The following is a 22,989-nucleotide window of genomic DNA, read 5'->3' as shown; positions in this document are numbered from 1 at the left end:
CTGCCTCACCGCGGGTGAGAGAGCACTGGAAGCCAGCCGGGGAATATCAGTCGGGAACGGTCAGCCGGGGGTGTCAGCTGCCGAGGGCGCGGTAGACGTCCTCCGGAGCCTCGACGATCTGGGCGGCCGGCGGGCGCTCGGCGGTCACCGTGGTCCCGTAGTCGGTGTAGAGCGCCTCGAGCGTCGTGGCCTGCGGCAGCTGCAGCGTGAGCACCGACAGACGGCCCTGCGCGTCCAGGCCGGCCGTGAACGGCACCCGCTGGGCCGCCGGTCCGTACCCCTCGATGGTCACCCGGTCGAGGCCGGCGATACCGGTCGCCTTGGTGAGGTCGACGGTTCCGGCGTAGCTGCCGGCGCCGGTGGAGTGCACGTCGGTGGTCGAGCTGATCAGCTTGCCGGTGTCGACCGGGTCGATGCGGCCGGGGCGCAGGCCGACGTTCGCGCCCTCGGGCAGCCGGGTCATGTCCAGGTGGGTCCAGGTGTTGTCCTTGGTGATGCCGGGGATCTGCGCGTACAGGTCCTCGCCGATCAGCAGGGACTTCACGGTGAGCTTGGTGTTGGTGCCCTCGGCGGTCAGCTCGGCGGTGCCCTTGCTGCCCGGTGCGTCGATCATCGTGGTCAGCCGGAAGCCGGCGCCCGCCGTGACGGTCATCTTGAAGCTGTCGGTGCCGAGCTTGGCCGCCGCGTCGGAGAGCGCCGACACCGCCGCCGGGTCCGCCGAGGCCGAACCGGACGGCACGGGGGCGACAGGTGCCGAAGCCGGGGCCGAGGCGGTGGCGGAAGCGGAGGTGGAGGGCCCGGCGGTGCCGTTGTCAGCGCAGCCGGTCACCGCGAGGGCGGCTGTCGCCGCCGCCAGGCCGAGTCCGGCAAGCCGTGGTGTCCGCATTGTCAGTCCTCCTGCAGTGCCGGCGGTCGGGGGTGGCGCCGGTCGGTGGCGAACGTTCCCGATAGCCGCGCACGGCAAACGGACAAGCGACACACGGTAAACGGACAGGCAGGGCCGAACGGACACTACCCGGCGGCCCGGTTTTGGGGACGATCATGGGCGGGGCATGATGTGTGGAACGCGCAGCTAAGGGGGAGGACTCGTGAGATTCGAGGTCAGCAAGGTCCTCGATGCCATCGAGGCCCGGCTCACCACCGACCCGGCTCTGGCACGGGGTGTCGTCGATCTGTCCGAGGTGGTTCGTTACGCCGACCTCGACGGCGGCCGCCCGGCCAGTCTGGTGCGGCTCGGCCTACTGGTGGACGCTCTCGGCCGGTACGTGGCCGAGGAGAACGTCCCGGTTTACGCGGTCGCTCCACGCGGCCTCATCTCGGACACCGACCTCACCTCGAACGAGCGCATGGTGGTCCGGCGCTGGGCCGACGACGGCAAGATCGAGGTGGTTCCGCAGCTCGACGACCGGGTGCTCGAGGTGGCCGAGCTGCTCGGCCTGCCGGTGCTCACCCGGGACCGGGAGGATCACTTCCGGGACCGCCGTCCGTGGGTGACCGAGCCGGGCCGGCTGCTGGCGCTGGTGTCGAACCAGGGCGGCCCGGCGCTGGTGGCCAGGGTCGGCCGCGGCGAGGCGGCGCCTCCGGTGCCCCGGTCGCCACTGGGTGAGCGTCTGCTCGCCCGGGTGTGGAGCTGTCCCGCGCCGAACTGCACCAGTTACGGCAGCGGCGGCGACCCGGACAGTCCGTTCGCCGACATGCGTACCTACGCCAGCCCGGTCGCGCAGCCTCCGCCGATGTTGCGGGCCGGCGCACCGACCTGTCCGCGGCACGGTGAACGGCTGCGGGACGTGGGCGCGCGCCCGGCGACCGAGGTCCTCTCGGTGCGCATCGACGGCGTGATCCGCCAGCGGTTCGCGGTCTCGGAGGAGAAGCCGGTCGTGGTCGGCCGTGCCCCCGAGGGTGGTTCCGGGATCATGCTGGGGCAGTGGCTGACCGACGACGCCCGCAAGTGGATCAGCCGCGGGCATGTGCAGTTCATACTGCGTGGCGGCGAGATCACCGTCCAGGACATCAGCACGAACGGCAGCGGCATCCGCCCCGGCAACTCCGCCGACGACGAGGCGCGGATCACCCTCAAGCGTGATGAGAGCCGGGTCCTCGGTGCGGACGACGTGGTCGAGCTTTACGCCGGGGTCAACGTCGGGCGGTCCGCACTCTGGGCGACAGGCGGCAACGTCCAACCCGAGTCGGTGATGGGCGAGGCGCCGACGATGGCCTTCCGGCCAGTGGGTCGCTGAAACCCAGAACAGCTTTGATCGTACGGAACACAGCTTTTCATTTTTGGATAGTTGAAGCGCCACCGCCGAGTTCTCGAAGGTCCCGGCGGTGGCGCTTTCGTCTCAGCTCGCCAGGACCGCGGCGAACTGTCTCGCCGGGGCCGCGGCGAACTGTTCGTCTCAGCTCGCCAGGACCGCGGCGAACTGTCTCGCCGGGGCCGCGGCGGACTGTTCGTCTCAGCTCGCCAGGACCGCGGCGAACTGGGCCAGAGCGTGGTCCAGGTCGGCCTCGGTGACGACGAGCGGCGGCGCCAGCCGGATCGTCGAGCCGTGGGTGTCCTTCGCCAGCACGCCCAGGCCGGCGAGGCGCTCGCACGCCTGACGCCCGGTCATCAGGGCCGGATCGATGTCGACGCCCGCCCAGAGCCCGCGACCGCGCACCGCGATCACGCCCTTGCCGATCAGCGCCTCCAGACCGGCGTGCAGCCGCGCACCGAGCCGGGCCGAGCGCTCCTGGAACTCGCCGGTGGCGAGCAGCCGGACCACCTCGGCGCCGACCGCGCAGGCCAGCGGGTTGCCGCCGAACGTGGAGCCGTGCTCACCGGGCCGCAGCACACCCAGGATGTCGCGGTCGGCGGCGACCGCGGAGACCGGGACGATGCCCCCGCCGAGTGCCTTGCCGAGAACATACATGTCCGGTACGACACCCTCGTGCTCGATCGCGAAGGTGCGGCCGGTCCGGCCCAGCCCGGACTGGATCTCGTCGGCGATCATCAGCACGTTCTGCTCGGTGCAGAGCTCGCGGAGGCCACCGAAGAACCCGGCGGGCGGCACGAGCACGCCGGCCTCGCCCTGGATGGGCTCCATCAGGACGGCCACCGTGTTCGGGGTGATCGCCGCGCGGACGGCCGCCAGATCGCCGTAGGGCACCACCACGAAGCCCGGCGTGTACGGCCCGAAGTCGGCCCGTGCCTCCGGATCGGTGGAGAAGCTGACGATCGTCGTCGTACGCCCGTGGAAGTTGCCGTCCGCGACGATGATCTCGGCCTGCTCGTCGGCGACGCCCTTGACCTGGTAGCCCCACTTGCGGGCGACCTTGATCGCGGTCTCCACCGCCTCGGCCCCGGTGTTCATCGGCAGCACCAGGTCTTTGCCGCAGAGCTCCGCCAGGCCCCGGCAGAACACAGCGAACTGGTCGTGCACGAACGCGCGGCTGGTCAGCGTGACCCGGTCCAGCTGGGCGTGCGCGGCGGCGATCAGCCCGGGGTGGCGGTGCCCGAAGTTCAGCGCCGAGTAACCGGCGAGAAAGTCCAGGTAGCGGCGGCCGTCGACGTCGGTGACCCAGGCGCCGTCGGCCTCGGCGACGACAACGGGCAGGGGGTGGTAGTTGTGCGCGGTCCAGCGCTCGGCCTCGGCCAGCGCCTCCGGCGTACGAAACTCAACCGTGGTCATGCCTGTGCCTCCATTGCCATGCCCTTCTGGCCCTCGCCTGCGAGGCCGTAGATCGGTGCGGCTGGGTGCCGCTCGGTGCAGGCGGTCATGGCCGAACCTCCAACGTGCAGCACTTGGGCCCTCCGCCGGCTTTGCGCAGCTCGGACAGGTCGACCCCGATGGTCTGGTAGCCGGCGGAGCGCAGCGCCTCGGTCAGCTGCACGGCCTGCTCGGGAAGTACCACGGTACGACCGTCGCTGACGGCGTTGAGGCCGAGAACGGCCGCATCCTCCGGCGTTGCGATGATCGCATTCGGGAAGAGCTGCCGGAGCACGGATTGCGAACCCGGTGAGAAGGCCTGCGGCAGGTAGGCGATGGTGACGTCGTCGAGCACGCAGAGCGCGGTGTCCAGGTGGTAGTAGGCGGGATCGACCAGCTGAAGGGTGATCACCGGCCGCTGGAGCACCTCCTGCGTCTCGGCGTGGGAGGCGTGCGCGGTGCGGAACCCGGTGCCGGCCAGCAGGACGTCACCGGCGAGCAGGATGTCGCCCTCGCCCTCGTTGGTGTGTTTGGGCGCGTGCACGTCGAAACCGCGCTCCCGGAACCAGGCGGCGTAGGCCGGTGCCTCGTCGGCCCGCTCGGCGTCGCGGAACTGCACGCCCAGCACCCGGCCGTCGACCACGGTGGCGCCGTTCGCGGCGAAGACCATGTCGGGCAGCCCGGGGAGCGGGTCGATCAGGTCGACGGTGTGGCCGAGGCCGAGGAAGGTCTGCCGCAGGTTCTCCCACTGGCTGATCGCCAGCGCGCTGTCGTACGGCGCCGCGGGATCCATCCACGGGTTGATCCGGTACGTGACGGCGAAATGGGTGGGCCGGCACATGAGGTATCTGCGCGGCGCTGCGGGAAACGTCATGCAGGAAACGCTAGGCGGCAACCACCGACGAACGCCCTGGATCATTCATGCGTCGCATGGTGGATCGTTGCGTGATCACCGAACGCCGCGGTGATTCATTGCGCAAGCGGCGTGGGAGTGGCGAACCGCCACTCCACGCCGCTTTTGCTGTCTCCAGCGAACCGCCGGAGGTGTTCGGGGCGGGCCGACCGCCGAGTCGTCCCGGTTCCGAGGTATTCCCCGCCAGCGCATCGCTTGCGGTAGTCGTCTGGTACCCGTCAGAAGCGGGTCGCAAACTGTGCGTCGAGCCACTCACGAAGATTGTTTACCGGCTGCACGTCGGTGCCCAGCCAGTTGAGCTGACCGGTCAGCGCGAGCACGCCGACGACCAGGGCGGCGATCGACAGGAGCATGCCGATCATGGCCTCGGTCTTGCCCGCGATGTGCCGCTTGCGGGTCGAGAACAGGCCGGCGGCGGACAGCACCAGGGCCAGTCCGGCGACGCCCATGCCGTAACCCAGCAGGGGGCCGGAGAGCACCAGCATGGCGCCGGCGACCGAGAGGATCAGGCCCAGCGTCGCGATGAAGCTGGATCGGGCCTTCGGGCCGGCGATGGGCGCCGGCACCGCGGAACGGCCGCCGTGCCGCTCCATGACCGGCCGGTCGGCGGTCACGGGCCGGTCGGCGGTCACGGTCGCGGCGCGCTCGGTCTCGGTACGGGCTGCCGGAATGGTCGCCGTGGTGGCGTCGTCCCGGCGCGGGCTGACCGCCGGCCGTTCGTCACGTCGCGTCGCAACCGCCGTGGTGCGCTCGTCGTCCGTGCTATCGGCCGTGGTCTGGCGGGAGAACGTAGGGATCCTCACGTCAGCACCTCCTTGACAGATACGGGGTTGACGCTCCTATACCCGTACTGCCCGGAAATGACACCGGAAATGACACAGGGGGCACGCGGACGCGTACCCCCTGGTGTTGATCTGCCGTCAGCGCAGCGGCGCACCGGTGTGCACGTCGGACGCCTGCCGGATGACGTGGTCGACCAGGCCGTAGTCCTTCGCCTGCTCGGCGGTGAACCAGCGGTCCCGGTCCGAGTCGCGCTCGATCTCCTCAGCGGTGTGCCCGCTGTGGAAGGCGATCCGCTCGTTCATCACGTGCTTGATGTGCAGCATGCTCTCGGCCTGGATGGCGATGTCCGCGGCGGTGCCGCCGATGCCGCCGGAGAGCTGGTGCATCATCACCCGGGCGTGGGGCAGCGCGTACCGCTTGCCGGCGGTGCCGGCGCAGAGCAGGAACTGTCCCATCGAGGCGGCCATGCCCATCGCGATCGTGGCCACGTCGTTCTTGATGTACTGCATGGTGTCGTACACCGCCATGCCGGCGCTGATCGAGCCGCCGGGCGAGTTGATGTAGAGAGCGATGTCGCGCTCGGAGTCCTCGGAGGCGAGCAGGAGCATCTGGGCGCAGATCCGGTTGGTCACCTCGTCGTTGACCTCGCTGCCGAGGAAGATGATGCGCTCCCGCAGCAGGCGCTCGAACACCTGGTCGTCGAAGGACCCGCCGCCACCGCGCATGGTCGTGTCAATGGTCATGAGCCCACCCTCTCGCATCCGCTGTTCCACGTCTCACACCCTCCCCCAGGGTGACCGCCGGAGCCCAGTGATTCCCCTCAGGGCGAATCCGCTGATGGCAGAATGGCGGCGAACGACACCGGGAAGTGGCTTCGATCACGCCCGATCGGCGCGGCGACGAGCGGCGGCTACCTTGGTCGGCGTGCCGGAGGGACATACGATTCACCGCCTCGCGATGCGTCACCGCGAGCTTTTCGCCGGGCGCCGGGTGTCGGCGAGCAGCCCGCAGGGGCGTTTCACCGCTGGTGCGGCGCTCATCGACGGGCGCGTGCTGCGCGACACCGAGGCGTACGGCAAGCATCTGTTGCACCACTACGAGGGCGGCCGTGTCGTCCACGTCCATCTCGGCCTGTACGGCAAGTTCACCGACGGCGAGCTGCCGGTGCCGGATCCGGTCGGGCAGATCCGCATGCGGCTGACCGGTTCGGATCACTGGCTCGATCTGCGCGGGCCGACCGCGTGCGAGGTGCTGGACCCCGGCGCGGTGGACGCCCTGCGTGACCGGCTCGGCGCCGACCCGCTGCGCGACGACGCGGATCCCGCGCCCGCGTACGGCCGGGTCCGTGCCAGCACGAAGCCGCTCTTCGCCCTGCTGCTTGACCAGTCCATCGTGGCCGGTTGTGGCCTGATCTACGCCAACGAGGTGCTGTTCCGCGCCGGGCTGTCACCGGAGACGCCGGGCAACACGGTGGATCCGGCGGTCTGGACGGCGGTCTGGGAGGATCTGCGGGCCCTGATGAAGGAGGGTGTCGCCCGCGGCCGGATCGACACCGTGCACACCCGGCACACCCCCGAGGCGATGCGCCGGGCACCGCGGGTGGACCGGCACGGCGGTGAGGTGTACGTCTACCGCCGCCCCGGTCAGCCGTGCCTGGTCTGCGGCACCGAGGTCGCCCGCGGCCCGATGGCCGGGCGCAACCTCTACTGGTGCCCGGCCTGCCAGCCCGCCGTCACCCGCCCGCCCAAACGCCCCCGAAAGCCCTGACGGCCGGTCAGGCGCCCGGTGAGGGTGTGACGCCGGCGGCCGGTGCCTCGGTGGGTGTCACCGTCGGCGTGGGGGCGGGTGTCTCCGGTGTGGTGCTCGGTGCCGGGGTCGGTGCGGTGGTGACCGGCGTGCTGGGTGCCGGCTGAGCCGTGTCGCCGGGCAGGCCGATCTTGAAGTTGTCGACGAACCAGGGGAGCAGTTTCTCGTACGCCTCGATCGTGGTGGGCTGGTTGAAGTCGTGTGAGAGCACGATGGAGCCTGGACGGGTCTCCTTCTTCACCAGCGACACGATCCGCTTGACGTGGTCCGCCGGGGTCTCGCCCTCGGTGTGCTCCCAGTCGCGCGGGTCGACCTCCCAGTACAGCGAGGTCATCTCGTCCCCGTACGCGACCTTGACCAGGCGGTCGGTGAAGTTGCCGCCGGGTGCGCGGAAGAACGGGATCTCGGCATCCGGAACGGCCTCGCGGATCGCCGCGTTTGTCCGATCCAGATCAGCGCGGATGCGGTCCGCCTTCTTCTTGCCGATCGCCAGGTCGTGGCTCCAGGTGTGGTTGCACAGGACGTGCCCGGAGTTGACGATCTGGCGGACCAGGTCGGGGTGCGCCTTCGCCTGCGTGCCGACGAGGCAGAACACCGCCTTGATCTGATACTTGTCGAGCATCGCCAGGATCTTCGGGGTCTGCTCCGGGTCCGGGCCGTCGTCGAAGGTCAGCGAGACGACCTGGGAGCCGGTGGTGCGCAGCGAGTTGAACGGCCCGTCGCCCTTGGGCACCCGCACCTGCTGCACCGGGCTGTCCTCGCCACGATCCGGCGCTGTGGTCGGTGCGGCCTCCGGTGCCGGCGGCGCCGTGGTCTGGGTGGCCGGCCGGGCCGCGACGGGCGCCTCCTCCTCGGCCTTGCGCTCCTTCTTCTGCTGCGGCTGCTCGCTCGTCATCCGAGCGGCCACCGCCTGCGCCGCGGCGTTCATCACGCTGACGGTCTCGCCGCCGGGCTGCTGGATCGGCACCGCGGTGAGCAGCAGGCCGGCGGCGACAAGCGTGCCGAGCAGGATCTGCGGCCGGCTTTTCGCGGCGTCGAGCCAGGCTTCCACCGGCAGCGTGCCGGGCGAGCGGTGCGCGCCGGTGAGGGTGCGCTGCGACCTCGACCGGGCCGGTGCGTCCGCCTGCCGGGAGTGCCGCGGCCGGGTGCCACGCGCAGCGCGGGTGGCGGCGCGGGAAAACGTGCTCGACGTGGCAGCACCGAAAGAGGCGATGGCGGCACGGGAAGAACCGGCGGCGCGGGAAGAGGCGGTCACGGCGCGGGAAGAGCCGTTCGATGCGTACGCGTCAGCGCGGTGCCGGGCGGACCGAGGCGTCTCCGGCGTCGCGTGGTGACGTCCCGCGGTCACGTCGGTGAAAGAGACTCGTGGCCTCAGCTGGCGAGGAATCGCGGGCTGTTCCCGCACCACTTCGGCGAGTGATTCCGCCCGCCGGTGCCGCCCGCCCGCCGGTGTTTCCACGCCGGACGTCGGCGTCGGTGAAGTCGAGGTCTGCGGCGGCATCCGTCATGAGTACCGTGCTACAAGATCCAGCGCGATACCGATTTGGTCACCGCCGCATTACTCAGAGACATATTAGCTGCTCAATGCGGGTGTCCTCGCTGAGTGCTTTCTGAGAATCCGCTCTCCGAATCCTCATAGCGCATTGACGTACATCTGTGTTTTAGATTTTGGAAACGCTCCCACGGTGCGACCGGGCGTCATTCCTCGCCGCGCGTCGTGCGGGCCAGCCAGTCCACGACCGCGTCGACCGGCTCGCCGGCGGCGAGAATCGCGCGCTGCCGAGCCGCCCCGGTGCCGTTCGACCGCAGCCGCCCCATCAGGAGGGTGGCCGTCTCCAGGTCGCCGTGCCGCTCCAGCTCCGGGCGCACGTAGTCGAAGAGCTGCCGCATCAGCCGCCAGGCCGGGCGGGGCTCCCGGGTCGCCATGTCGATGTTGACGCCCTCGAGGCCGTCGTGCGCGGCCCGCCAGTGTGCCGCCCTGAGCAGCGGGGACGGGACGTCCGGCGCCTCGACGCCGGCGCGCACCTCGCGCACCAGGGTGGCGACGAGTCCCCGGGCCAGCGCCGCGAGCAGCATCGCGTCGTCGAGAGTGGGTGTGACGTCACCCATCCTGATCTCCACCGTGGGATAGCTGGCGGAGAGCCGGGCGTACCAGTAGAGCATTCCCTCGTCGAGCATCGCCCCGCTCGCCTCCAGATCGGAGATGAGCGTCAGGTAGTGCTCGTGCGACTGCAGGTACGGCGTCGGGCCCACGGTGGGCCAGCGCTCCCACAGCATCGAGCGCCAGCTGGCGTAACCGGTGTCCCGGCCGCCGTAGAGCGGTGAGTTGGCCGCGGCCGCCTGAAGCACCGGGAGCCACGGCCGCAGGTGGTTGAGCACCTGCACGCCGGTTTCCGGGTCCGGAATGCTGACGTGCACGTGCGTGCCGCACATGCCCTGGCCGGGGGAGAGGTCGCCGAAGCGCTCCCGCATCTGGTGGTACCGGGGTTTGTCGACGATCCGCAGGTTGGGTCCGGCCGCCGGGCCGGTGCCGACAGCGATCAGCCGGGCCCCGGCCCGCTCGGTCGCCGCCGCAAGTCCGGAGCGCAGCGTCCGCATCGCGTCGTGCAGCTCGCCGAGTTCGAGCCGCGGCGGGCTGGCCACCTCGATCTGGCTGCGGTAGTACTCCTGCTGAACGCTGGGGCGAAGATCGTCGGGCAACTCGGCGAAGACCGCGTCGACGGCTTCCACGGCGCGTGGCTCCGTGGCGTCGACCAGCAGGTACTCCTCCTCGATGCCGAGGGTCATGAGGTCGTGTCGTTCGGCCTCGGCGGCGATTTCGGCGGGGAGCTCGGTGCCCTCGGTGACGGTCTCCATGGCCGCTGGTGTACCCGAAGATTTTTCTCCGGAAACCGTGGGTGGGGCCAGTCCGTGCCGATCGGGAGCCGTCCATATTGACAGAGATGTGAAACAAGCGTGAAACTTTGTGAGAGCGCTCTCACGGCTCGCCCTCGTCCCCCGAAAGGCGTGTCCCGATGAACAGAATCCCCCGCAGAGCGGCCCGGCGATTGTTCGCCGTAGCTGCCGCGATGCTCACGGTCGGTGCGTCCGTCAGCATCGTGGCCAGCGCCGAAGCCGCGGTTCCCCCGCCGCCCTCCGGCATGTCCCTGGTGTTCAGCGACGACTTCACCGGTGCGGCCGGCACCGGGGTGAACCGGTCGAATTGGCTCTACTCCACCGGCACCGGTTATCCCGGAGGTGCGTCCAACTGGGGTACCGGCGAGGTCGAGACGATGACCGACTCGACAGCGAACGTCTACCACGACGGCGGCGGCAACCTGGCGATCAAGCCGATCCGGGACTCCGGCGGCCGCTGGACCTCCGGCCGGATCGAGACCCAGCGGACCAACTTCGCCGCACCGTCCGGTGGCAAGGTGCGCATCGAGGCCCGGATCCAGCAGCCCAACGTCTCCGGGGCGGCGGCCGCCGGGTACTGGCCCGCGTTCTGGGCCCTCGGCGACGCGGCCCGGCCGGTGGGCGCGACCAACTGGCCGAGCATCGGCGAGTGGGACATCATGGAGAACGTCAACGGCCGGCCCAGCGTCTTCGCCGCGCTGCACTGTGGCAGCAACCCCGGCGGGCCGTGCAACGAGACCACCGGCCTGACCAGCGGTGAGCGGGCCTGCAACGGCTGCCTGAACAGCTTCCACACCTACGCGGTGGAGTATGACCGCAGCACCTCACCCGAGCAGATGCGCTGGTACCTCGACGGTGTCAACTACTGGACCCTGCCCTCGACCGCTGTCGACGCCACAACCTGGAACAACGCGACCAAGCGCGGGTTCTTCGTCATCCTCAACGTGGCGATGGGCGGCGGGTTCCCGGCCGCGTTCGGTGGCGGGCCGACCGCGCAGACCCAGTCCGGTGTTCCGATGCTGGTGGACTACGTGGCCGTCTGGCAGTCGTCCGGGGGCACCAACCCGACCAACCCGACGACGCCGCCCACCACCACGCCGCCCTCCGGCTCGGTGCGGGACGCGTACGCGCGGATCGAGGCGGAGTCCTACAACTCGGCGTCGGCCGTGCAGGTGGAGAGCTGCTCCGAGGGTGGTCAGGACGTCGGCTACATCGCCAACGGCGACTGGCTGCAGTTCAACAACGTCGACTTCGGCAACGGCGGGGTGCGTGACTTCGTGGCCCGGGTGGCCTCGGGCGCGGGCAGTGGCGTCAGCGGCCTGGTCGAGGTCCGTATCGACAGCCGGTCCAACGCGCCGATCGGCAGCTTCGCGTTCGGCGGCACCGGTGGCTGGCAGAACTGGCAGTCGATCCCCGGCAACGTCTCGAACGTCACCGGCCGTCACACCGTCTTCCTCACCTTCAGCAGTGGCCAGCCGGCCGACTTCGCCAACGTGAACTGGATCCAGTTCCGCCGGTAATCATTTTTATCGACCGAAACTGATGGGCCGTAGTCGCTGACCAGCGACTACGGCCCATTTGTCATTTAAGGAAGTTTAAGGTCCGTCCTCTTTACTTTGACTGTTAACAGTCCTAAAGATTGATACATCTCACCGGGTGTGCATGGAAGGACGGCGATGAAGCGCTCCAGATCGGTAATCCTCGCTACGGTCACGGCGCTGGTCGCCGGAGGTGCGGCGACCTACTTCGCGGGGAACGCGTCGGCGGCCACGGCGTGCGCGGGCGCGTGGAGCTCGGCCGCCGTGTACGTGAAGGGCAACGTGGCCTCGCAGAACGGCCACAACTACACGGCCAAGTGGTGGACGCAGAACGAGTCGCCCGCCGTCCGCAGCGGCCAGTGGGACGTCTGGGCCGACAACGGTGTCTGTGACGGCGGCACCCCGCCCACCACCCCGCCCACCACCCCGCCCACGACGACGCCGCCCACCACCACACCGCCCACCACCACACCGCCCACCACCACACCGCCCACCACCACACCGCCCACCACGACTCCGCCCACCACGCCGCCGACGACTCCGCCCAGCAACGGGCAGCTGCCGAAGCACTTCCTCACCGGGTACTGGCAGAACTTCGACAACGGCGCCGCCCCGCTCAAGCTCGCCGCGACTCCGGCCACCTACGACCTGATCGCTGTCGCCTTCGCGGACGCCACCACCACCGCCGGCGCGGTCACCTTCAACCTCGACCCGGGCCTGGCCACGGCGGTCGGCGGTTACACCGACGCGCAGTTCAAGGCGGACATCGCCACGCTGCACTCGCGCGGCAAGAAGGTGATCATCTCGGTCGGCGGCGAGAAGGGCACGGTCGCCGTCAACAGCCCGGTCGCGGCCACCGCCTTCGCCGACTCGGTCCACCGGCTGATGCAGACGTACGGCTTCGACGGTGTCGACATCGACCTGGAGAACGGACTCAACCCGACCTACATGGCGAGCGCGCTGCGCAGCCTGCGGGCCAAGGCCGGCAGCGGCCTGATCATCACGATGGCACCGCAGACCATCGACATGCAGAACCCGCAGTCCTCGTACTTCAAGCTCGCGCTCGACATCAAGGACATCCTGACCGTCGTCTTCACCCAGTACTACAACTCCGGCGCGATGCTCGGCTGCGACAACAACGCCGCGTACGGCCAGGGCAACGTCAACTTCCTGACCGCGCTGGCCTGCATCCCGCTGCAGAACGGCCTGCGCCCGGACCAGGTCGCGCTGGGCCTGCCGTCGAGCACCCGTGCGGCCGGTGGCGGCTATGTCGCCCCGTCAGTGGTCAACGCCGCACTCGACTGCCTGGCCAAGGGCACCAACTGCGGCTCCTTCAAGCCGCCGGCCACCTACCCGGGGATCCGCGGCGCGATGACCTGGTCGATCAACTGGGACGTGACGAACGGCAACGGCTGGGCCAACACGGTCGACCCGCACCTCGCCACCCTCCCCTGACACCCCTGAAATCCCTGGAGTCCCCGTGAAACTGAGCAGGAAGATCGCCGTCGTGGCGGCGATCGCGACAGCGGGCACCGCCGCCGCGATCCTCCCGATGGCCAGCTCCAGCGCCGCCGCCGCGTGTGCGCCGGCGTGGAGCGCGTCCACGGTCTACGTCAAGGACAACGTGGCCTCGCAGAGCGGCCACAACTACACCGCCAAGTGGTGGACCCAGAACGAGTCGCCGGCGGCCAACAGCAGCCAGTGGGCCGTCTGGATCGACAACGGCGTGTGCGGCGGTACCAACCCGACCACGCCGCCGCCCACCGGCCCGACGACACCGCCGCCCACGACACCGCCGCCGACCGGCACCAAGATGGCGGCAGCGCCGTACATCTACCCCGGCTGGGGTAACCCGCCGGCGCCGGCCACCGTCGTCAACGCGACCGGCATCAAGGCGTTCACCATCGCGTTCGTGCTGGCCAGCAACGGCTGCAACCCGGCGTGGGACGGTGCGTCCGGCCTCACCGGCGGCGCGCACGCCAGCACCATCGCGGCGATCCGGGCGGCCGGGGCCGACGTGGTCCCGTCGATCGGCGGCTGGAGCGGTAACAAGCTCGGCCCGAACTGCTCGACCCCCGAGGCGCTCGCCGGCGCGTACCAGAAGGTGATCGACACCTTCCAGCTCAAGGCGATCGACATCGACATCGAGAACACCGACGAGTTCGAGAACTACGTGGTGGCCGACCGGATCGTCGACGCGCTGAAGATCGTCAAGCAGCGCAACCCGGGCGTGAAGACCATCCTCACCTTCGGCACCACGACGACCGGCCCGAACGCGCACGGCGTCCGGCTGATCCAGCAGGCCAAGGCGAAGAACGCGAACATCGACGTCTTCACCCAGATGCCGTTCGACTTCAGCGGCGGTGCCGACATGTACGCGGCGAACGTCGGCGCCACCGAGGGCCTGAAGAACGTACTGAAGTCGACCTTCGGCTGGACCGACGCCCAGGCCTACGCCAAGATCGGCATCTCCGGCATGAACGGTCTCTCCGACCAGCAGGAGCTGACCTCGGTCGAGACCTGGACCCGGATCCGGGACTACGCGAAGAGCAAGGGCCTGGCCCGCTTCGCCTTCTGGGCGGTCAACCGGGACCGCGGCTGCGCCGGTGGTGGCGTGGTCAGCAACTGCTCCGGCATCGCGCAGGCCGACTGGGCCTTCACGAAGGTGAGCGCCGGCTTCTGAGATGACCGGCTCCGAGCCAACCGGCTCTGAGCCAACCGCTTACGCGCGGTCGTCCACCCGGGCGGCCGCGCGTCGGCGTTGGCGCGTCTTCTTGATCACCCACTGGCCGATCACCACGATGAAGAACGCCCACATCGCGTAGTCGAACCAGTTCGCGTACTGCTCCAGGTTGTGCCAGCGGGAGCCAAGGGCGTAACCGCCACCCACGAAGAGCGCGTTCCAGGCGCCGCTGCCGATGGCGGTGCAGAGTGCGAACAGGCCCAGCGGCATGTGGTTCGCGCCGGCCGGGATCGAGACGAGGCTGCGCACCACCGGCATGCAGCGGCCGAAGAGCACCGCCGATTTCTCGTGTTTTTCGAACCAGCGGTCCGCCTTGTTCAGGTCGTCCAGGTCGACCAGGGGGACTTTGTCCAGCCAGCGGCGCAGCCGCTCCTCGCCGAGGCCACGGCCCAGCCAGTAGAGCAGCAGCGCACCGATCAGCGCGCCGAGCGTCGCGGTGAACCAGACGAGCACCAGGTTGACCTTGCCCTCGCTGGCCAGGTAACCCGCCATCGAGAGGACGATCTCGCTCGGGATCGGCGGGATCAGGTTTTCCAGGGCCACCAGCAGGCCGACGCCCACCTCACCGAGCGACTCGATGACTGACGCGACCCAGCCGGTCAGTCCACCGAGGTTCGAGAGATCGCCTTCGGCCATGTGCCGTCCTCCTGGGGTTAGGTCAGTGGTCAAGGGTTACCCACCGCCAAGCCTACGAACCGGGGCTTGTATATACCTGCCATCGGTATATGCTTCCGCCATGACCGACGCACCCATGCGGGAGCCGACCTTCCTGGTGCTCACCGCGCTGGCTGAGGAGCCCCGGCACGGCTATGCCGTGATCGAGGATGTGACCGCCATGACAGGCGGGCGGGTCCGCCTGCGAGCCGGCACGCTCTACGCCGCCCTCGACCGGCTGCGCGCCGAGGGCCTGATCGAGGTGGACCGCGAGGAGATCGTGCAGTCCCGGCTGCGGCGCTATTACCGGCTCACCGCGGCCGGCGAGCGGAGCCTTGCCACCGAGACCGCCCGGCTGCGCCAGCAGGCCACCATCGCCGAGCGCCGCCTGCGGGCGCGCCGCCCCGAGATCGGAGGAGCCCCCGCATGACCGACTGGACGGCAGTGAGGCAGGCGCCGGGAGGGCGTGCGGCAGGCAGGCTCGGCGTGACCACCCTGGAGACGCGTTATCGCAGGCTGCTGCGGGTCTATCCGGCCGGCCACCGGGCCGACTACGAGGAGGAGATGATCGGCGTGCTGATGGCGGATGCCGAGCCGGGCCGGCGCTTTCCGGCTCCGGCCGAGGTGCTGGACCTGTTGCGTGCGGGTCTCACGGCCCGGTTCGGCCGGTCGCCGCAGAGCCGCCGGGGTTCGGGGTGGCGCGACGCCGCCGCCGTGACCGGGCTGGTCGCCGCCCTGGTTCTGGCGGGGATCGCCGCCGGGCGGTTCGCCGGCGGCCTGCGGATGGTCCTCGAGTCCGGCGAGCGGATGCGGGCGCACGGTGTGGACGGGCTCCTGCTGCTCGATCCGGGGCTGCGTGCGCTCGCCTGGATCGCGGTCTCCGCCGCGCTCCTGGCGGGCCTGCGCCGGACCGCTGCGGGGCTGGCCGCCGCCGCGGTCGTGGTCGAGGCCGGCGCGGTGCTCTGGTGGTGGGAGCTGGCGCCGTGGCAGTCGCTCCGGCTGACCTGGGCTCCCACGGTCGCCCTGCTGATCCTCGCGGTCCTCGTGGCGGCTCGTCCGGCGCGCCCGGTGCGGGAGGTCGTGGGCCGCCGGGGCACTCGCTTCCTGGCTGCCGGGATCGCGGTCATGATCGTGGGCTCGCTGGTCGTCCACGCCGGCACGGTGCGGTTTCCCGATCCGCTCAACGCCGACGTGGTGCGGTTCTGGGTGCCGATGGCGCTGCTGGTCGCCGCGGTCACGGCAGCCCGGCCCGCGGTCCGCAATCGGGTGGCGGTCCTGCTGACCACGATCCTCGCGGTCCCGGCCGTCTTTCTGTACTCGTGGGATCTGATGCGGCTCGCCCTCGCCGTCGACATCACGCCGGGGATCGTGACGAGCCAGGCGATCGTTCTGATCGGGACACCGGTCCTGTTCTTCACGGGCGGGCTGGTCGTGCTGGTGGCCGGCGAACGTTTCGTGGTCCGCAGGCGGGGACATGTAAGGGCGTATGAGTGACCGGTGGTATTCGAAAGCCGTCGTCTATTGTCTCGACATCGATTCCTTCGCCGACTCGAACGGTGATGGTGTCGGGGACATCCAGGGACTGATCGGGCGGCTCGACTATTTGTCCCGGCTCGGCGTGAACTGCCTCTGGCTGAACCCGATCCACCCGTCCCCGGGCCGGGACGACGGCTACGACGTTTCGGACTTCTACAACGTGGACCCTCGGTTCGGTAACCTCGGCGACTTCGCCGAGCTGCTGCACCAGGCGTCCAACCGGGGCATAAAGGTGATCATCGACCTGGTGGTCAACCACACGTCCGACCAGCACCCGTGGTTCCAGTCCGCGCGGTCGTCGCCGGATTCTCCGTACCGTGACTGGTTCGTCTGGAGCGAGAGCGAGCCCGCCGACCGCAACCAGGGCATGGTCTTCCCGGGTGAACAGGCCGAGACCTGGACCTACGACCGGACCGCCAAGCTCTGGTATTACCACCGGTTCTACAAGTTCCAGCCGGACCTCAACATCAACAACCCGCTGGTCCGCGAGGAGATCAAGAAAATCTGCTCGTTCTGGCTGCAGCTCGGTGTCTCCGGGTTCCGGATGGACGCGGTGCCGTTCATCATCGAGCAGACCGAGCCGGGCAACGCGAACTCGCCGAAGGACCTCGGCTTCCTGACCGAGCTGCGGCAGCACGTCCAGTGGCGCAAGGGTGACGCGGTCCTGCTGGCCGAGGCCAACGTGGAGCCCGACGAGCTGCTCAAGTTCTTCGGTGACGAGGGCGGCTCCAGCAACCGCATCCACATGCTGTTCGACTTCATGCTGAACGCGCGGGTGATCCTCGGCCTGGCCCGGGAGGACCCGGAGCCGATCATCGACGCGCTGCGTGACTCGCCGAAGCTGCCCTCGGGCGGGCAGTGGGCCACGTTCCTGCGCAACCACGACGAGATCGACCTGTCCCGGCTCACCGCCGAACAGCGCGAGGACGTCTTCGCCAAGTTCGGGCCGGACGAGGACATGCAGCTCTACGGCCGGGGCATCCGCCGCCGGCTCGCGCCGATGCTGGGCAACGACCGGCGGCGGCTGGAGCTCGCCTACTCGCTGCAGTTCAGCCTGCGTGGTACCCCGGTGCTGCGGTACGGCGAGGAGATCGGCATGGGTGACGACCTGTCGCTCAAGGGCCGCGACGCGATCCGTACCCCGATGCAGTGGAACATGCTGCCCAACGGCGGGTTCTCGGCCGCTGAGCCGGGTTCGCTGGGCCGGCCGGTCATCTCCGGCGGTGAATTCGGCTACGAGACCCTCAACGCCACCCAGCAGCGGCACGACCCGAGTTCGCTGCTCTCCTGGTTCGAGCGGATGATCCGGACCCTGAAGGAGGCGCCGGAGATCGGCAGCGGGAGCTGCACCCACGTAGACGTGCCCGCGGGGCGCACGATGCTGGTGCACCGGGCCGACGACACCACCGGGAGCATGGTCTTCGTGCACAACCTGGGTCCCGACGGTGGTGAGGTCGACCTCAGCAGCCTGGCCGGTGAGACGGAGTTCCCGAACGACGTCCTGGCCGACCAGGAGTACCCGGAACCGGGCAAGCTCGACAAGATCCGCGTCGAGGGATACGGGTACCGGTGGATCCGGATGCGCAGAACCGCCTGAGCGGGGATAGCATCGGCCATCAGTAGCGAAGATCACTATCGGAGGCCGCAATGTCGCAGTCCGCACCCAGCAGGGTGGCCATCGTGACCGGTGCCGCCCGCGGCATCGGTGAGGCGATCGCCATGAAGCTCGCCGCCGACGGGCTGGCCGTCGCGGTCGTCGACCTCGACGAGGGTGCCTGCGCGAACACGGTGACAGCGGTGCACGACGCGGGCGGCACCGCTGTCGCGATCGGCGCCGACGTGGCCGATCCGGCCCAGGTGGCAGCGGCCGTCGAGCGGGTGGTGACCGAGCTGGGCCCGCCGACGGTCCTGGTCAACAACGCCGGGGTTCTTCGCGACAACCTGCTCTTCAAGATGAGCGAGGACGACTGGGACACCGTCATGGCGGTGCACCTGCGTGGCGCCTTCCTCTTCAGCAAGGCCGTGCAGAAGCACATGGTCGACGCGGGCTTCGGGCGGATCGTGAGCCTGTCCAGCACCTCCGCGCTCGGCAACCGGGGCCAGGCCAACTACGCGGCTGCCAAGGCCGGCGTCCAGGGCTTCACCAAGACGCTGGCGATCGAGCTGGGCAAGTTCGGCATCACCGCCAACGCGGTCGCGCCCGGCTTCATCGTCACCGACATGACCCGGGCCACCGCGGCCCGGGTCGGGGTGGAATTCACCGATTTCGAGAAGGCCGCGATCGGCCAGATTCCCGTAGGACGGGCCGGACGCCCCGAAGACGTGGCAAACACCGTAGCCTTCCTGGTCAGTGACGGGGCGGGCTTTGTATCGGGACAGGTGATTTATGTCGCCGGTGGGCCCAAAGACTGAGCCCTGCTTCAACGTGGCGAGGGCCTCGCTTGCCGGTGCTGGACAACGGCCCGGCAGCCTCGGGCCCGATGCCAGGTTGAAAATTGCTCACTGATGCTGGCAACTTGCTGAGAAGAGTTACAAAGAAATCATGAACCGACGCATGAGTTCCCGTAGCGTGTCGCTCACCAGCACGTTCCTCCTGCTGGCCGCGGGAGGTGTGGCGGCCTGCGACAACGACGAATATGTCGACGAGGGTTTCTACTGCGCCGACGCGAACGGCGTTGTCGTCGACGAGGACTACTGCGACGACGACAACGGTGGCGGCGGTGGCGGTGGCGGCTTCTTCATCTGGCACTCGTCGGGCTACCGGTCCGGTTACCCGATCGGCCACCGGCTGCCGTCCGGCGGGAGTAAGTTCGCGTACAACGACGCGGCTTCGCGCTCGAAGTTCGGCCTGCCGTCCAGCGGCAAGATCAGCAACGGCACCGTGAAGACGAGCGTCGTGGGCAAGGGCGGCAGTGGCAGCGGCGGCGGTTCCCGCGGCAAGTCCGGCTCGTCCGGGGGCTGACGGTGCGGCGTGTGGCGTACGGGCCGGTGCGTGACGGCTGGCAGCTCACCAACTTCAGCCTCGGCCTGACGTACAACGACACCGAGCTGCCGGACGGCACCATGACGTCGTACTGGCGGGAGGGTCCGTTCTACGACTTCACCGCCGCCGAGATCGAGGAGCTGGAGACCGCCACCTCGACGCTGCACTCGATGTGCCTGGAGGCCGGCGACTGGATCGTCCGCCAGTGCCCGCGGCGCACCGTCGAAGGCCGTAAGCAGGGCTTTTTCGGCTCGGTCTGCAACGACGAGACGTGCTTCCTGGCCCGGATCGGCATACCGGAATACGCCCACGAGCAGATCATCCGGACCTGGTTCGACGGCGACGCGGACACGTGGACGCACTACGACAAAGATCCGGACATGCGTCTGCCGATGCAGACGCCCGACTTCTCACCGAGCATCTACGGCCGCTTCGACCTCTGGTACAACGGCGCCGGCAGCGTTCCGCGGCTGCTCGAGTTCAACGCGCAGACGCCGACCTCGCTCGTCGAGGCCGCCGTCATCCAGTGGCACTGGATGGACCAGACCGGCGTCACCCAGCACGAATGGCGTCAGTGGAACTCCATCCACGAGCGCCTGGTGGGCTGGGAAGCGACACCGGGCGAGCCGGGCGATCCGGGTGCTTGGCGGCGCAACATCGGCAAGTTGCGCGAGGCGCGGACGTGGCTTCCGGAAAAACCCAAGATCTTTTTTGCGTACGAGACAAGCGAGACGTCCGGAGAGGATCGGATGAACGTCGCCTACCTGATGGCGACGGCGGAGGAGGCCGGATACCCGGTCGAGCTGATCGCGATGAGCCAGATCGGCTGGGACGTGGCCGGCGACCGGGTCGTCTTCGTGCCCGCTCCCGGCCAGGAGCACAAGGCCGAGCCGATCGATGTGATCTTCATGCTCTACCCGTGGGAGTGGTTCTGGCACGAGGAGGGCGGCAAGGCCTTCTTCCGCAACATGGCCGACCCGGAGAAACGGGGCACGGTGTGGATCGAGCCGCCCTACAAGGCCGCGCTGCTCGGCAACAAGGCACTGCTGCCGGTGCTGTGGATGCTCTTCGGTGACGATCCCGAGCGCGGGAAGTACCTGCTACCCGCCTACTTCGCCGACTCGTCCGGCGCCGCGAAGCTCACGTCGTACGCGAAAAAGCCGGTCTGGGGTCGCGAGGGTGGCTCGGTCACGCTGGTCCGCGACGGTGTCCCGATCACGGCGAATCCGTCGGAGTACGGTGCGGACGGCCGCTACATCGTGCAGGAGCTCTGCGAACTACCGTCCTTCGACGGCCTGGAGGGCACGCTGCACCCGGTGATCGGCGCCTGGCTGATCGACGGGGAGCCGGCCGGAATGGGTATCCGCGAGGGTGTCGGCACCGAGGGCCTGGTCACCGGCAATACCTGCAACTTCGTCCCGCACGCCATCGACAGCTCCGTCTGACGGCCCTGCCTCGCGGCCTGCGTCTCGCGGCCCTCGGCTTGCGGTTGGCGTCTCGCGGCGTGCGGCTGGCTGCCACTGCTGACTCGGCGGTCTTGAGGGAGCGCTCACGCCCAGCCGGTCGGTCTCGGCTGGCTGCCAGTGCTGACTCGGCGGCTCTGAGAGGGCACTCATGACCAGCCCGGTCGGCTAGGTGGTGGGGCGGTGGCGCCAGATCCACCAGAGGCCGATGAAGGGCAGGACGAGCGGGACGTAGCCGTAGCCGCTGCCGAAGTGGGACCACACCGTGTCGTCCGGGAAGGCGACCGCGTCGACGATGCTGAGGGTGCCGATCACCAGTACGCCGGCGAGCTCGACACTGCAGCTGACCAGCGCGATCATCCGGCCGCGCGGCCCGCCCCGGGCCAGCCCGACGGTGGCGGCGATGTAGACCAGGCCGGCGAAGGCGGAGAGCAGGTAGGCGAGTGGCGCCTCGGCGAAGTGGGTGCTGATCTGCACCAGGGCCCGGGCGCTCGCGGAGAGCGCGAAGATGCCGTAGACCAGCAGCAGGACCCGGCCGAGCCCGGTGTTGAGCGCGGCGTCGCGGGGCCGGGTGGCAGCGGGGGCGGATTCGTCAGGCACCGGTCACCGACGCGATCTGCTGCAGCCGCAGCACGAGGACGGGCAGGACGAGGCAGCCGATCCCGAGGATCAGGCTGCCCCAGCGGGTCGGTTCCATCTTGGCGAGGATGACCGCCGTGGGTGCGAAGCCGATCGTCGTGATCAGGTAGCCGGCGAAGGTGGGCACGTCCTGCGGGCGGCTGCCGTCGAAGAGACCCGCCACGGCGACCGCGACCAGGATCGCGACCAGGACGCTGAGCGCGGCGGTGCCTGCCAGGTCGATCCGGCTCGGCGCGCGATCGAGGGCTGCGCGCAGCAGATACCACGCGGCCAGCACGAGAGCGGCGACAATTGTCGCCGTCGAGAGGGGACCGTTCACCCGGCCAGGTTACTGATGTGCCGTTGGGCTGGTAACTTCCGGCCTGGCGATCTTCAGTGGCTACGGATGGGCGATCCAGTGCGCTTCGGACTTTTCGGTACGGGACCCTGGGCGCATTTCGCCCACGCACCGGCGTTGGCGGCACATGCGGGGGTGGAGTTCACCGGCGTGTGGGGCCGGGACCCCGGCAAGGCGGCAGCGCTGGCCGATGAGTACGGCGTCCGGGCGTACGCCGACGCCGGCGACCTGATCGCCGACGTGGACGCGGTCGCGATCGCCCTGCCGCCGGACGTGCAGGCGCCGCTCGCCCTGCGCGCGGCGGAGGCCGGACGCCACCTCGTACTGGACAAGCCCGTCGCGTTGCGTACCGAAGAGGCGCAAGCAGTCGCCGCGGCCGTCGCCGCGCGTGATCTGGCCTCGGTGGTCTTCTTCACCCGGCGCTTCACGCCGGAGAGCGAGGAGTTCCTCGCCGGTGCCATCGCCACCGGCGGCTGGACCGAGGCGCGGGTCGACCACCTCGGCTCGATCTTCCAGGAGGGCAACCCGTTCGGCGCCTCGCCGTGGCGGCGTGAGCGCGGCGGCCTCTGGGACGTCGGGCCGCACGCGCTCGCCCTGGTAGTGCCGGTGCTCGGCCCGGTGACCGAGGTGACCGGCATGGCCGGCGAGCGTGATCTGACCCACCTGCTGCTGCGGCACGCCGGTGGCGCGATCAGCCGGCTCACCCTTTCGGTGGACGCGCCGGCCGCCGCGGCCCGCGAAGAGGCGGTCTTCGCGGGAGAGGCCGGCCTGTTGGAGCCGCCGAAGACGCGGTGGCGGCCGGAGGTGGCTCTGGGCCGGGCGCTGGACCAGTTGATCACCGCCGCCGGCGGCGGGGCGCAGCCGGACTGCGACGTGCGTTTCGGCGTCACGGTGACTGCGGTCCTGGTCGCGGCCGAGCGAGCTATCCGGGAAGGCACGACCGTACGCCTCGAAAACTGACCCGTCACAATGTCCCGTTTCAGGTTTTCTGATCTCCAGGTCGGGTAGCCGCG

General features: G+C 69.6%; 22 protein-coding genes. 12 read left to right on the top strand and 10 right to left on the bottom strand.

Annotation, left to right across the window (positions count from 1 at the left end; all coding sequences use genetic code 11):
• Positions 1 to 73 precede the first annotated feature (73 nt).
• A complete protein-coding gene (locus tag ACFQV6_RS03605) occupies positions 74 to 886 on the bottom strand; it encodes a hypothetical protein (protein WP_378025861.1) in 813 nt (270 codons plus the stop codon).
• 202 nt (positions 887 to 1,088) lie between these two features.
• Between ACFQV6_RS03605 and ACFQV6_RS03600 the strand changes: the two genes are divergently transcribed.
• Complete coding sequence (locus tag ACFQV6_RS03600; RefSeq protein ID WP_378025860.1) at positions 1,089 to 2,237, top strand: FHA domain-containing protein; 1,149 nt, start codon at positions 1,089 to 1,091, stop codon at positions 2,235 to 2,237.
• A 216-nt stretch (positions 2,238 to 2,453) separates the two neighbouring features.
• Here ACFQV6_RS03600 and rocD read toward each other — a convergent pair whose 3' ends face one another.
• From rocD to ACFQV6_RS03580, 4 genes are all read right to left on the bottom strand, one after another.
• On the bottom strand, positions 2,454 to 3,668 hold the full coding sequence (gene rocD, locus ACFQV6_RS03595) for an ornithine--oxo-acid transaminase (protein WP_378025859.1): 1,215 nt from the start codon (positions 3,666 to 3,668) through the stop codon (positions 2,454 to 2,456).
• Positions 3,669 to 3,753: 85 nt separating this feature from the next.
• On the bottom strand, positions 3,754 to 4,560 hold the full coding sequence (gene ddaH / locus ACFQV6_RS03590; protein WP_378025858.1) for a dimethylargininase: 807 nt from the start codon (positions 4,558 to 4,560) through the stop codon (positions 3,754 to 3,756).
• A gap of 257 nt (positions 4,561 to 4,817) precedes the next feature.
• On the bottom strand, positions 4,818 to 5,402 hold the full coding sequence (locus ACFQV6_RS03585) for a hypothetical protein (RefSeq protein WP_378025857.1): 585 nt from the start codon (positions 5,400 to 5,402) through the stop codon (positions 4,818 to 4,820).
• Positions 5,403 to 5,519: 117 nt separating this feature from the next.
• Positions 5,520 to 6,125, bottom strand: coding sequence for an ATP-dependent Clp protease proteolytic subunit (locus ACFQV6_RS03580; RefSeq protein WP_378025856.1), 606 nt, complete (start codon positions 6,123 to 6,125; stop codon positions 5,520 to 5,522).
• 181 nt (positions 6,126 to 6,306) lie between these two features.
• Between ACFQV6_RS03580 and ACFQV6_RS03575 the strand changes: the two genes are divergently transcribed.
• A complete protein-coding gene (locus tag ACFQV6_RS03575; protein ID WP_378025855.1) occupies positions 6,307 to 7,149 on the top strand; it encodes an Fpg/Nei family DNA glycosylase in 843 nt (280 codons plus the stop codon).
• 7 nt (positions 7,150 to 7,156) lie between these two features.
• Here ACFQV6_RS03575 and ACFQV6_RS03570 read toward each other — a convergent pair whose 3' ends face one another.
• Together ACFQV6_RS03570 and ACFQV6_RS03565 are read right to left on the bottom strand one after the other, a co-directional pair.
• The gene (locus tag ACFQV6_RS03570) at positions 7,157 to 8,443 is read right to left on the bottom strand and encodes a polysaccharide deacetylase family protein (protein WP_378025854.1); all 1,287 of its coding nucleotides are present in this window, start codon (positions 8,441 to 8,443) and stop codon (positions 7,157 to 7,159) included.
• A 443-nt stretch (positions 8,444 to 8,886) separates the two neighbouring features.
• On the bottom strand, positions 8,887 to 10,044 hold the full coding sequence (locus tag ACFQV6_RS03565; protein WP_378025853.1) for a glutamate--cysteine ligase: 1,158 nt from the start codon (positions 10,042 to 10,044) through the stop codon (positions 8,887 to 8,889).
• 158 nt (positions 10,045 to 10,202) lie between these two features.
• On the opposite strand from ACFQV6_RS03565, the gene ACFQV6_RS03560 reads away from it, so the two are divergent.
• The 3 genes from ACFQV6_RS03560 to ACFQV6_RS03550 all read left to right on the top strand — a co-directional run bounded on the left by ACFQV6_RS03560 (position 10,203) and on the right by ACFQV6_RS03550 (position 14,304).
• On the top strand, positions 10,203 to 11,603 hold the full coding sequence (locus ACFQV6_RS03560) for a carbohydrate-binding protein (protein ID WP_378025852.1): 1,401 nt from the start codon (positions 10,203 to 10,205) through the stop codon (positions 11,601 to 11,603).
• 156 nt (positions 11,604 to 11,759) lie between these two features.
• A complete protein-coding gene (locus ACFQV6_RS03555) occupies positions 11,760 to 13,076 on the top strand; it encodes a chitinase (protein WP_378025851.1) in 1,317 nt (438 codons plus the stop codon).
• A gap of 25 nt (positions 13,077 to 13,101) precedes the next feature.
• Entirely contained in the window at positions 13,102 to 14,304 is a 1,203-nt protein-coding gene (locus tag ACFQV6_RS03550; protein WP_378025850.1) for a chitinase, read from the top strand.
• A gap of 39 nt (positions 14,305 to 14,343) precedes the next feature.
• Here the strand turns inward: ACFQV6_RS03550 and ACFQV6_RS03545 are convergent, their stop codons facing one another.
• Entirely contained in the window at positions 14,344 to 15,000 is a 657-nt protein-coding gene (locus ACFQV6_RS03545) for a DedA family protein (RefSeq protein WP_378025849.1), read from the bottom strand.
• 100 nt (positions 15,001 to 15,100) lie between these two features.
• On the opposite strand from ACFQV6_RS03545, the gene ACFQV6_RS03540 reads away from it, so the two are divergent.
• From ACFQV6_RS03540 to ACFQV6_RS03515, 6 genes are all read left to right on the top strand, one after another.
• On the top strand, positions 15,101 to 15,448 hold the full coding sequence (locus ACFQV6_RS03540) for a PadR family transcriptional regulator (RefSeq protein WP_378025848.1): 348 nt from the start codon (positions 15,101 to 15,103) through the stop codon (positions 15,446 to 15,448).
• Positions 15,445 to 16,512: a hypothetical protein gene (locus ACFQV6_RS03535; protein WP_378025847.1), complete on the top strand. Its 1,068-nt coding sequence runs from the start codon at positions 15,445 to 15,447 to the stop codon at positions 16,510 to 16,512. Before ACFQV6_RS03540 ends, ACFQV6_RS03535 begins: the two co-directional genes overlap by 4 nt.
• Positions 16,505 to 18,151, top strand: a complete 1,647-nt coding sequence (locus ACFQV6_RS03530) for an alpha-amylase family protein (protein WP_378025846.1) — start codon at positions 16,505 to 16,507, stop codon at positions 18,149 to 18,151. Before ACFQV6_RS03535 ends, ACFQV6_RS03530 begins: the two co-directional genes overlap by 8 nt.
• Before the next feature lie 50 nt (positions 18,152 to 18,201).
• A complete protein-coding gene (gene fabG / locus ACFQV6_RS03525; protein WP_378025845.1) occupies positions 18,202 to 18,966 on the top strand; it encodes a 3-oxoacyl-ACP reductase FabG in 765 nt (254 codons plus the stop codon).
• Between the two features lie 130 nt (positions 18,967 to 19,096).
• Positions 19,097 to 19,516 carry a hypothetical protein gene (locus tag ACFQV6_RS03520; protein ID WP_378025844.1) on the top strand — a complete coding sequence of 140 codons (420 nt, stop codon included), beginning with the start codon at positions 19,097 to 19,099 and terminating at the stop codon, positions 19,514 to 19,516.
• A gap of 11 nt (positions 19,517 to 19,527) precedes the next feature.
• Positions 19,528 to 20,982, top strand: a complete 1,455-nt coding sequence (locus tag ACFQV6_RS03515) for a glutathionylspermidine synthase family protein (RefSeq protein WP_378025843.1) — start codon at positions 19,528 to 19,530, stop codon at positions 20,980 to 20,982.
• A 186-nt stretch (positions 20,983 to 21,168) separates the two neighbouring features.
• Here ACFQV6_RS03515 and ACFQV6_RS03510 read toward each other — a convergent pair whose 3' ends face one another.
• Both ACFQV6_RS03510 and ACFQV6_RS03505 read right to left on the bottom strand, forming a co-directional pair.
• Positions 21,169 to 21,600 carry a hypothetical protein gene (locus ACFQV6_RS03510; protein ID WP_378025842.1) on the bottom strand — a complete coding sequence of 144 codons (432 nt, stop codon included), beginning with the start codon at positions 21,598 to 21,600 and terminating at the stop codon, positions 21,169 to 21,171.
• Positions 21,593 to 21,958, bottom strand: a complete 366-nt coding sequence (locus ACFQV6_RS03505) for a hypothetical protein (protein WP_378025841.1) — start codon at positions 21,956 to 21,958, stop codon at positions 21,593 to 21,595. The genes ACFQV6_RS03510 and ACFQV6_RS03505 overlap by 8 nt, the downstream gene beginning before the upstream one ends.
• Positions 21,959 to 22,024: 66 nt before the next feature.
• On the opposite strand from ACFQV6_RS03505, the gene ACFQV6_RS03500 reads away from it, so the two are divergent.
• A complete protein-coding gene (locus tag ACFQV6_RS03500; protein ID WP_378025840.1) occupies positions 22,025 to 22,936 on the top strand; it encodes a Gfo/Idh/MocA family protein in 912 nt (303 codons plus the stop codon).
• Positions 22,937 to 22,989 lie beyond the last annotated feature (53 nt).

This window comes from Actinoplanes sp. GCM10030250, assembly GCF_042666575.1.
Lineage (GTDB): Bacteria > Actinomycetota > Actinomycetes > Mycobacteriales > Micromonosporaceae > Actinoplanes.
The sequence above is the reverse complement of the archived record's forward strand: the minus strand, read 5'-3'. Positions and strand labels throughout refer to the sequence as shown.

Bases quoted from the DNA above. Each gene is read 5' to 3' on its own strand.
- ddaH (WP_378025858.1), bottom strand. From the start codon at position 4,560: ATGACGTTTCCCGCAGCGCCGCGCAGATACCTCATGTGCCGGCCCACC.
- ACFQV6_RS03560 (WP_378025852.1), top strand. From the start codon at position 10,203: ATGAACAGAATCCCCCGCAGAGCGGCCCGGCGATTGTTCGCCGTAGCT.
- ACFQV6_RS03500 (WP_378025840.1), top strand. From the start codon at position 22,025: ATGGGCGATCCAGTGCGCTTCGGACTTTTCGGTACGGGACCCTGGGCG.
- ACFQV6_RS03530 (WP_378025846.1), top strand. From the start codon at position 16,505: ATGAGTGACCGGTGGTATTCGAAAGCCGTCGTCTATTGTCTCGACATC.
- ACFQV6_RS03520 (WP_378025844.1), top strand. From the start codon at position 19,097: ATGAACCGACGCATGAGTTCCCGTAGCGTGTCGCTCACCAGCACGTTC.
- ACFQV6_RS03535 (WP_378025847.1), top strand. From the start codon at position 15,445: ATGACCGACTGGACGGCAGTGAGGCAGGCGCCGGGAGGGCGTGCGGCA.
- ACFQV6_RS03565 (WP_378025853.1), bottom strand. From the start codon at position 10,044: ATGGAGACCGTCACCGAGGGCACCGAGCTCCCCGCCGAAATCGCCGCC.
- rocD (WP_378025859.1), bottom strand. From the start codon at position 3,668: ATGACCACGGTTGAGTTTCGTACGCCGGAGGCGCTGGCCGAGGCCGAG.
- ACFQV6_RS03605 (WP_378025861.1), bottom strand. From the start codon at position 886: ATGCGGACACCACGGCTTGCCGGACTCGGCCTGGCGGCGGCGACAGCC.
- ACFQV6_RS03540 (WP_378025848.1), top strand. From the start codon at position 15,101: ATGACCGACGCACCCATGCGGGAGCCGACCTTCCTGGTGCTCACCGCG.
- fabG (WP_378025845.1), top strand. From the start codon at position 18,202: ATGTCGCAGTCCGCACCCAGCAGGGTGGCCATCGTGACCGGTGCCGCC.
- ACFQV6_RS03545 (WP_378025849.1), bottom strand. From the start codon at position 15,000: ATGGCCGAAGGCGATCTCTCGAACCTCGGTGGACTGACCGGCTGGGTC.
- ACFQV6_RS03580 (WP_378025856.1), bottom strand. From the start codon at position 6,125: ATGACCATTGACACGACCATGCGCGGTGGCGGCGGGTCCTTCGACGAC.
- ACFQV6_RS03555 (WP_378025851.1), top strand. From the start codon at position 11,760: ATGAAGCGCTCCAGATCGGTAATCCTCGCTACGGTCACGGCGCTGGTC.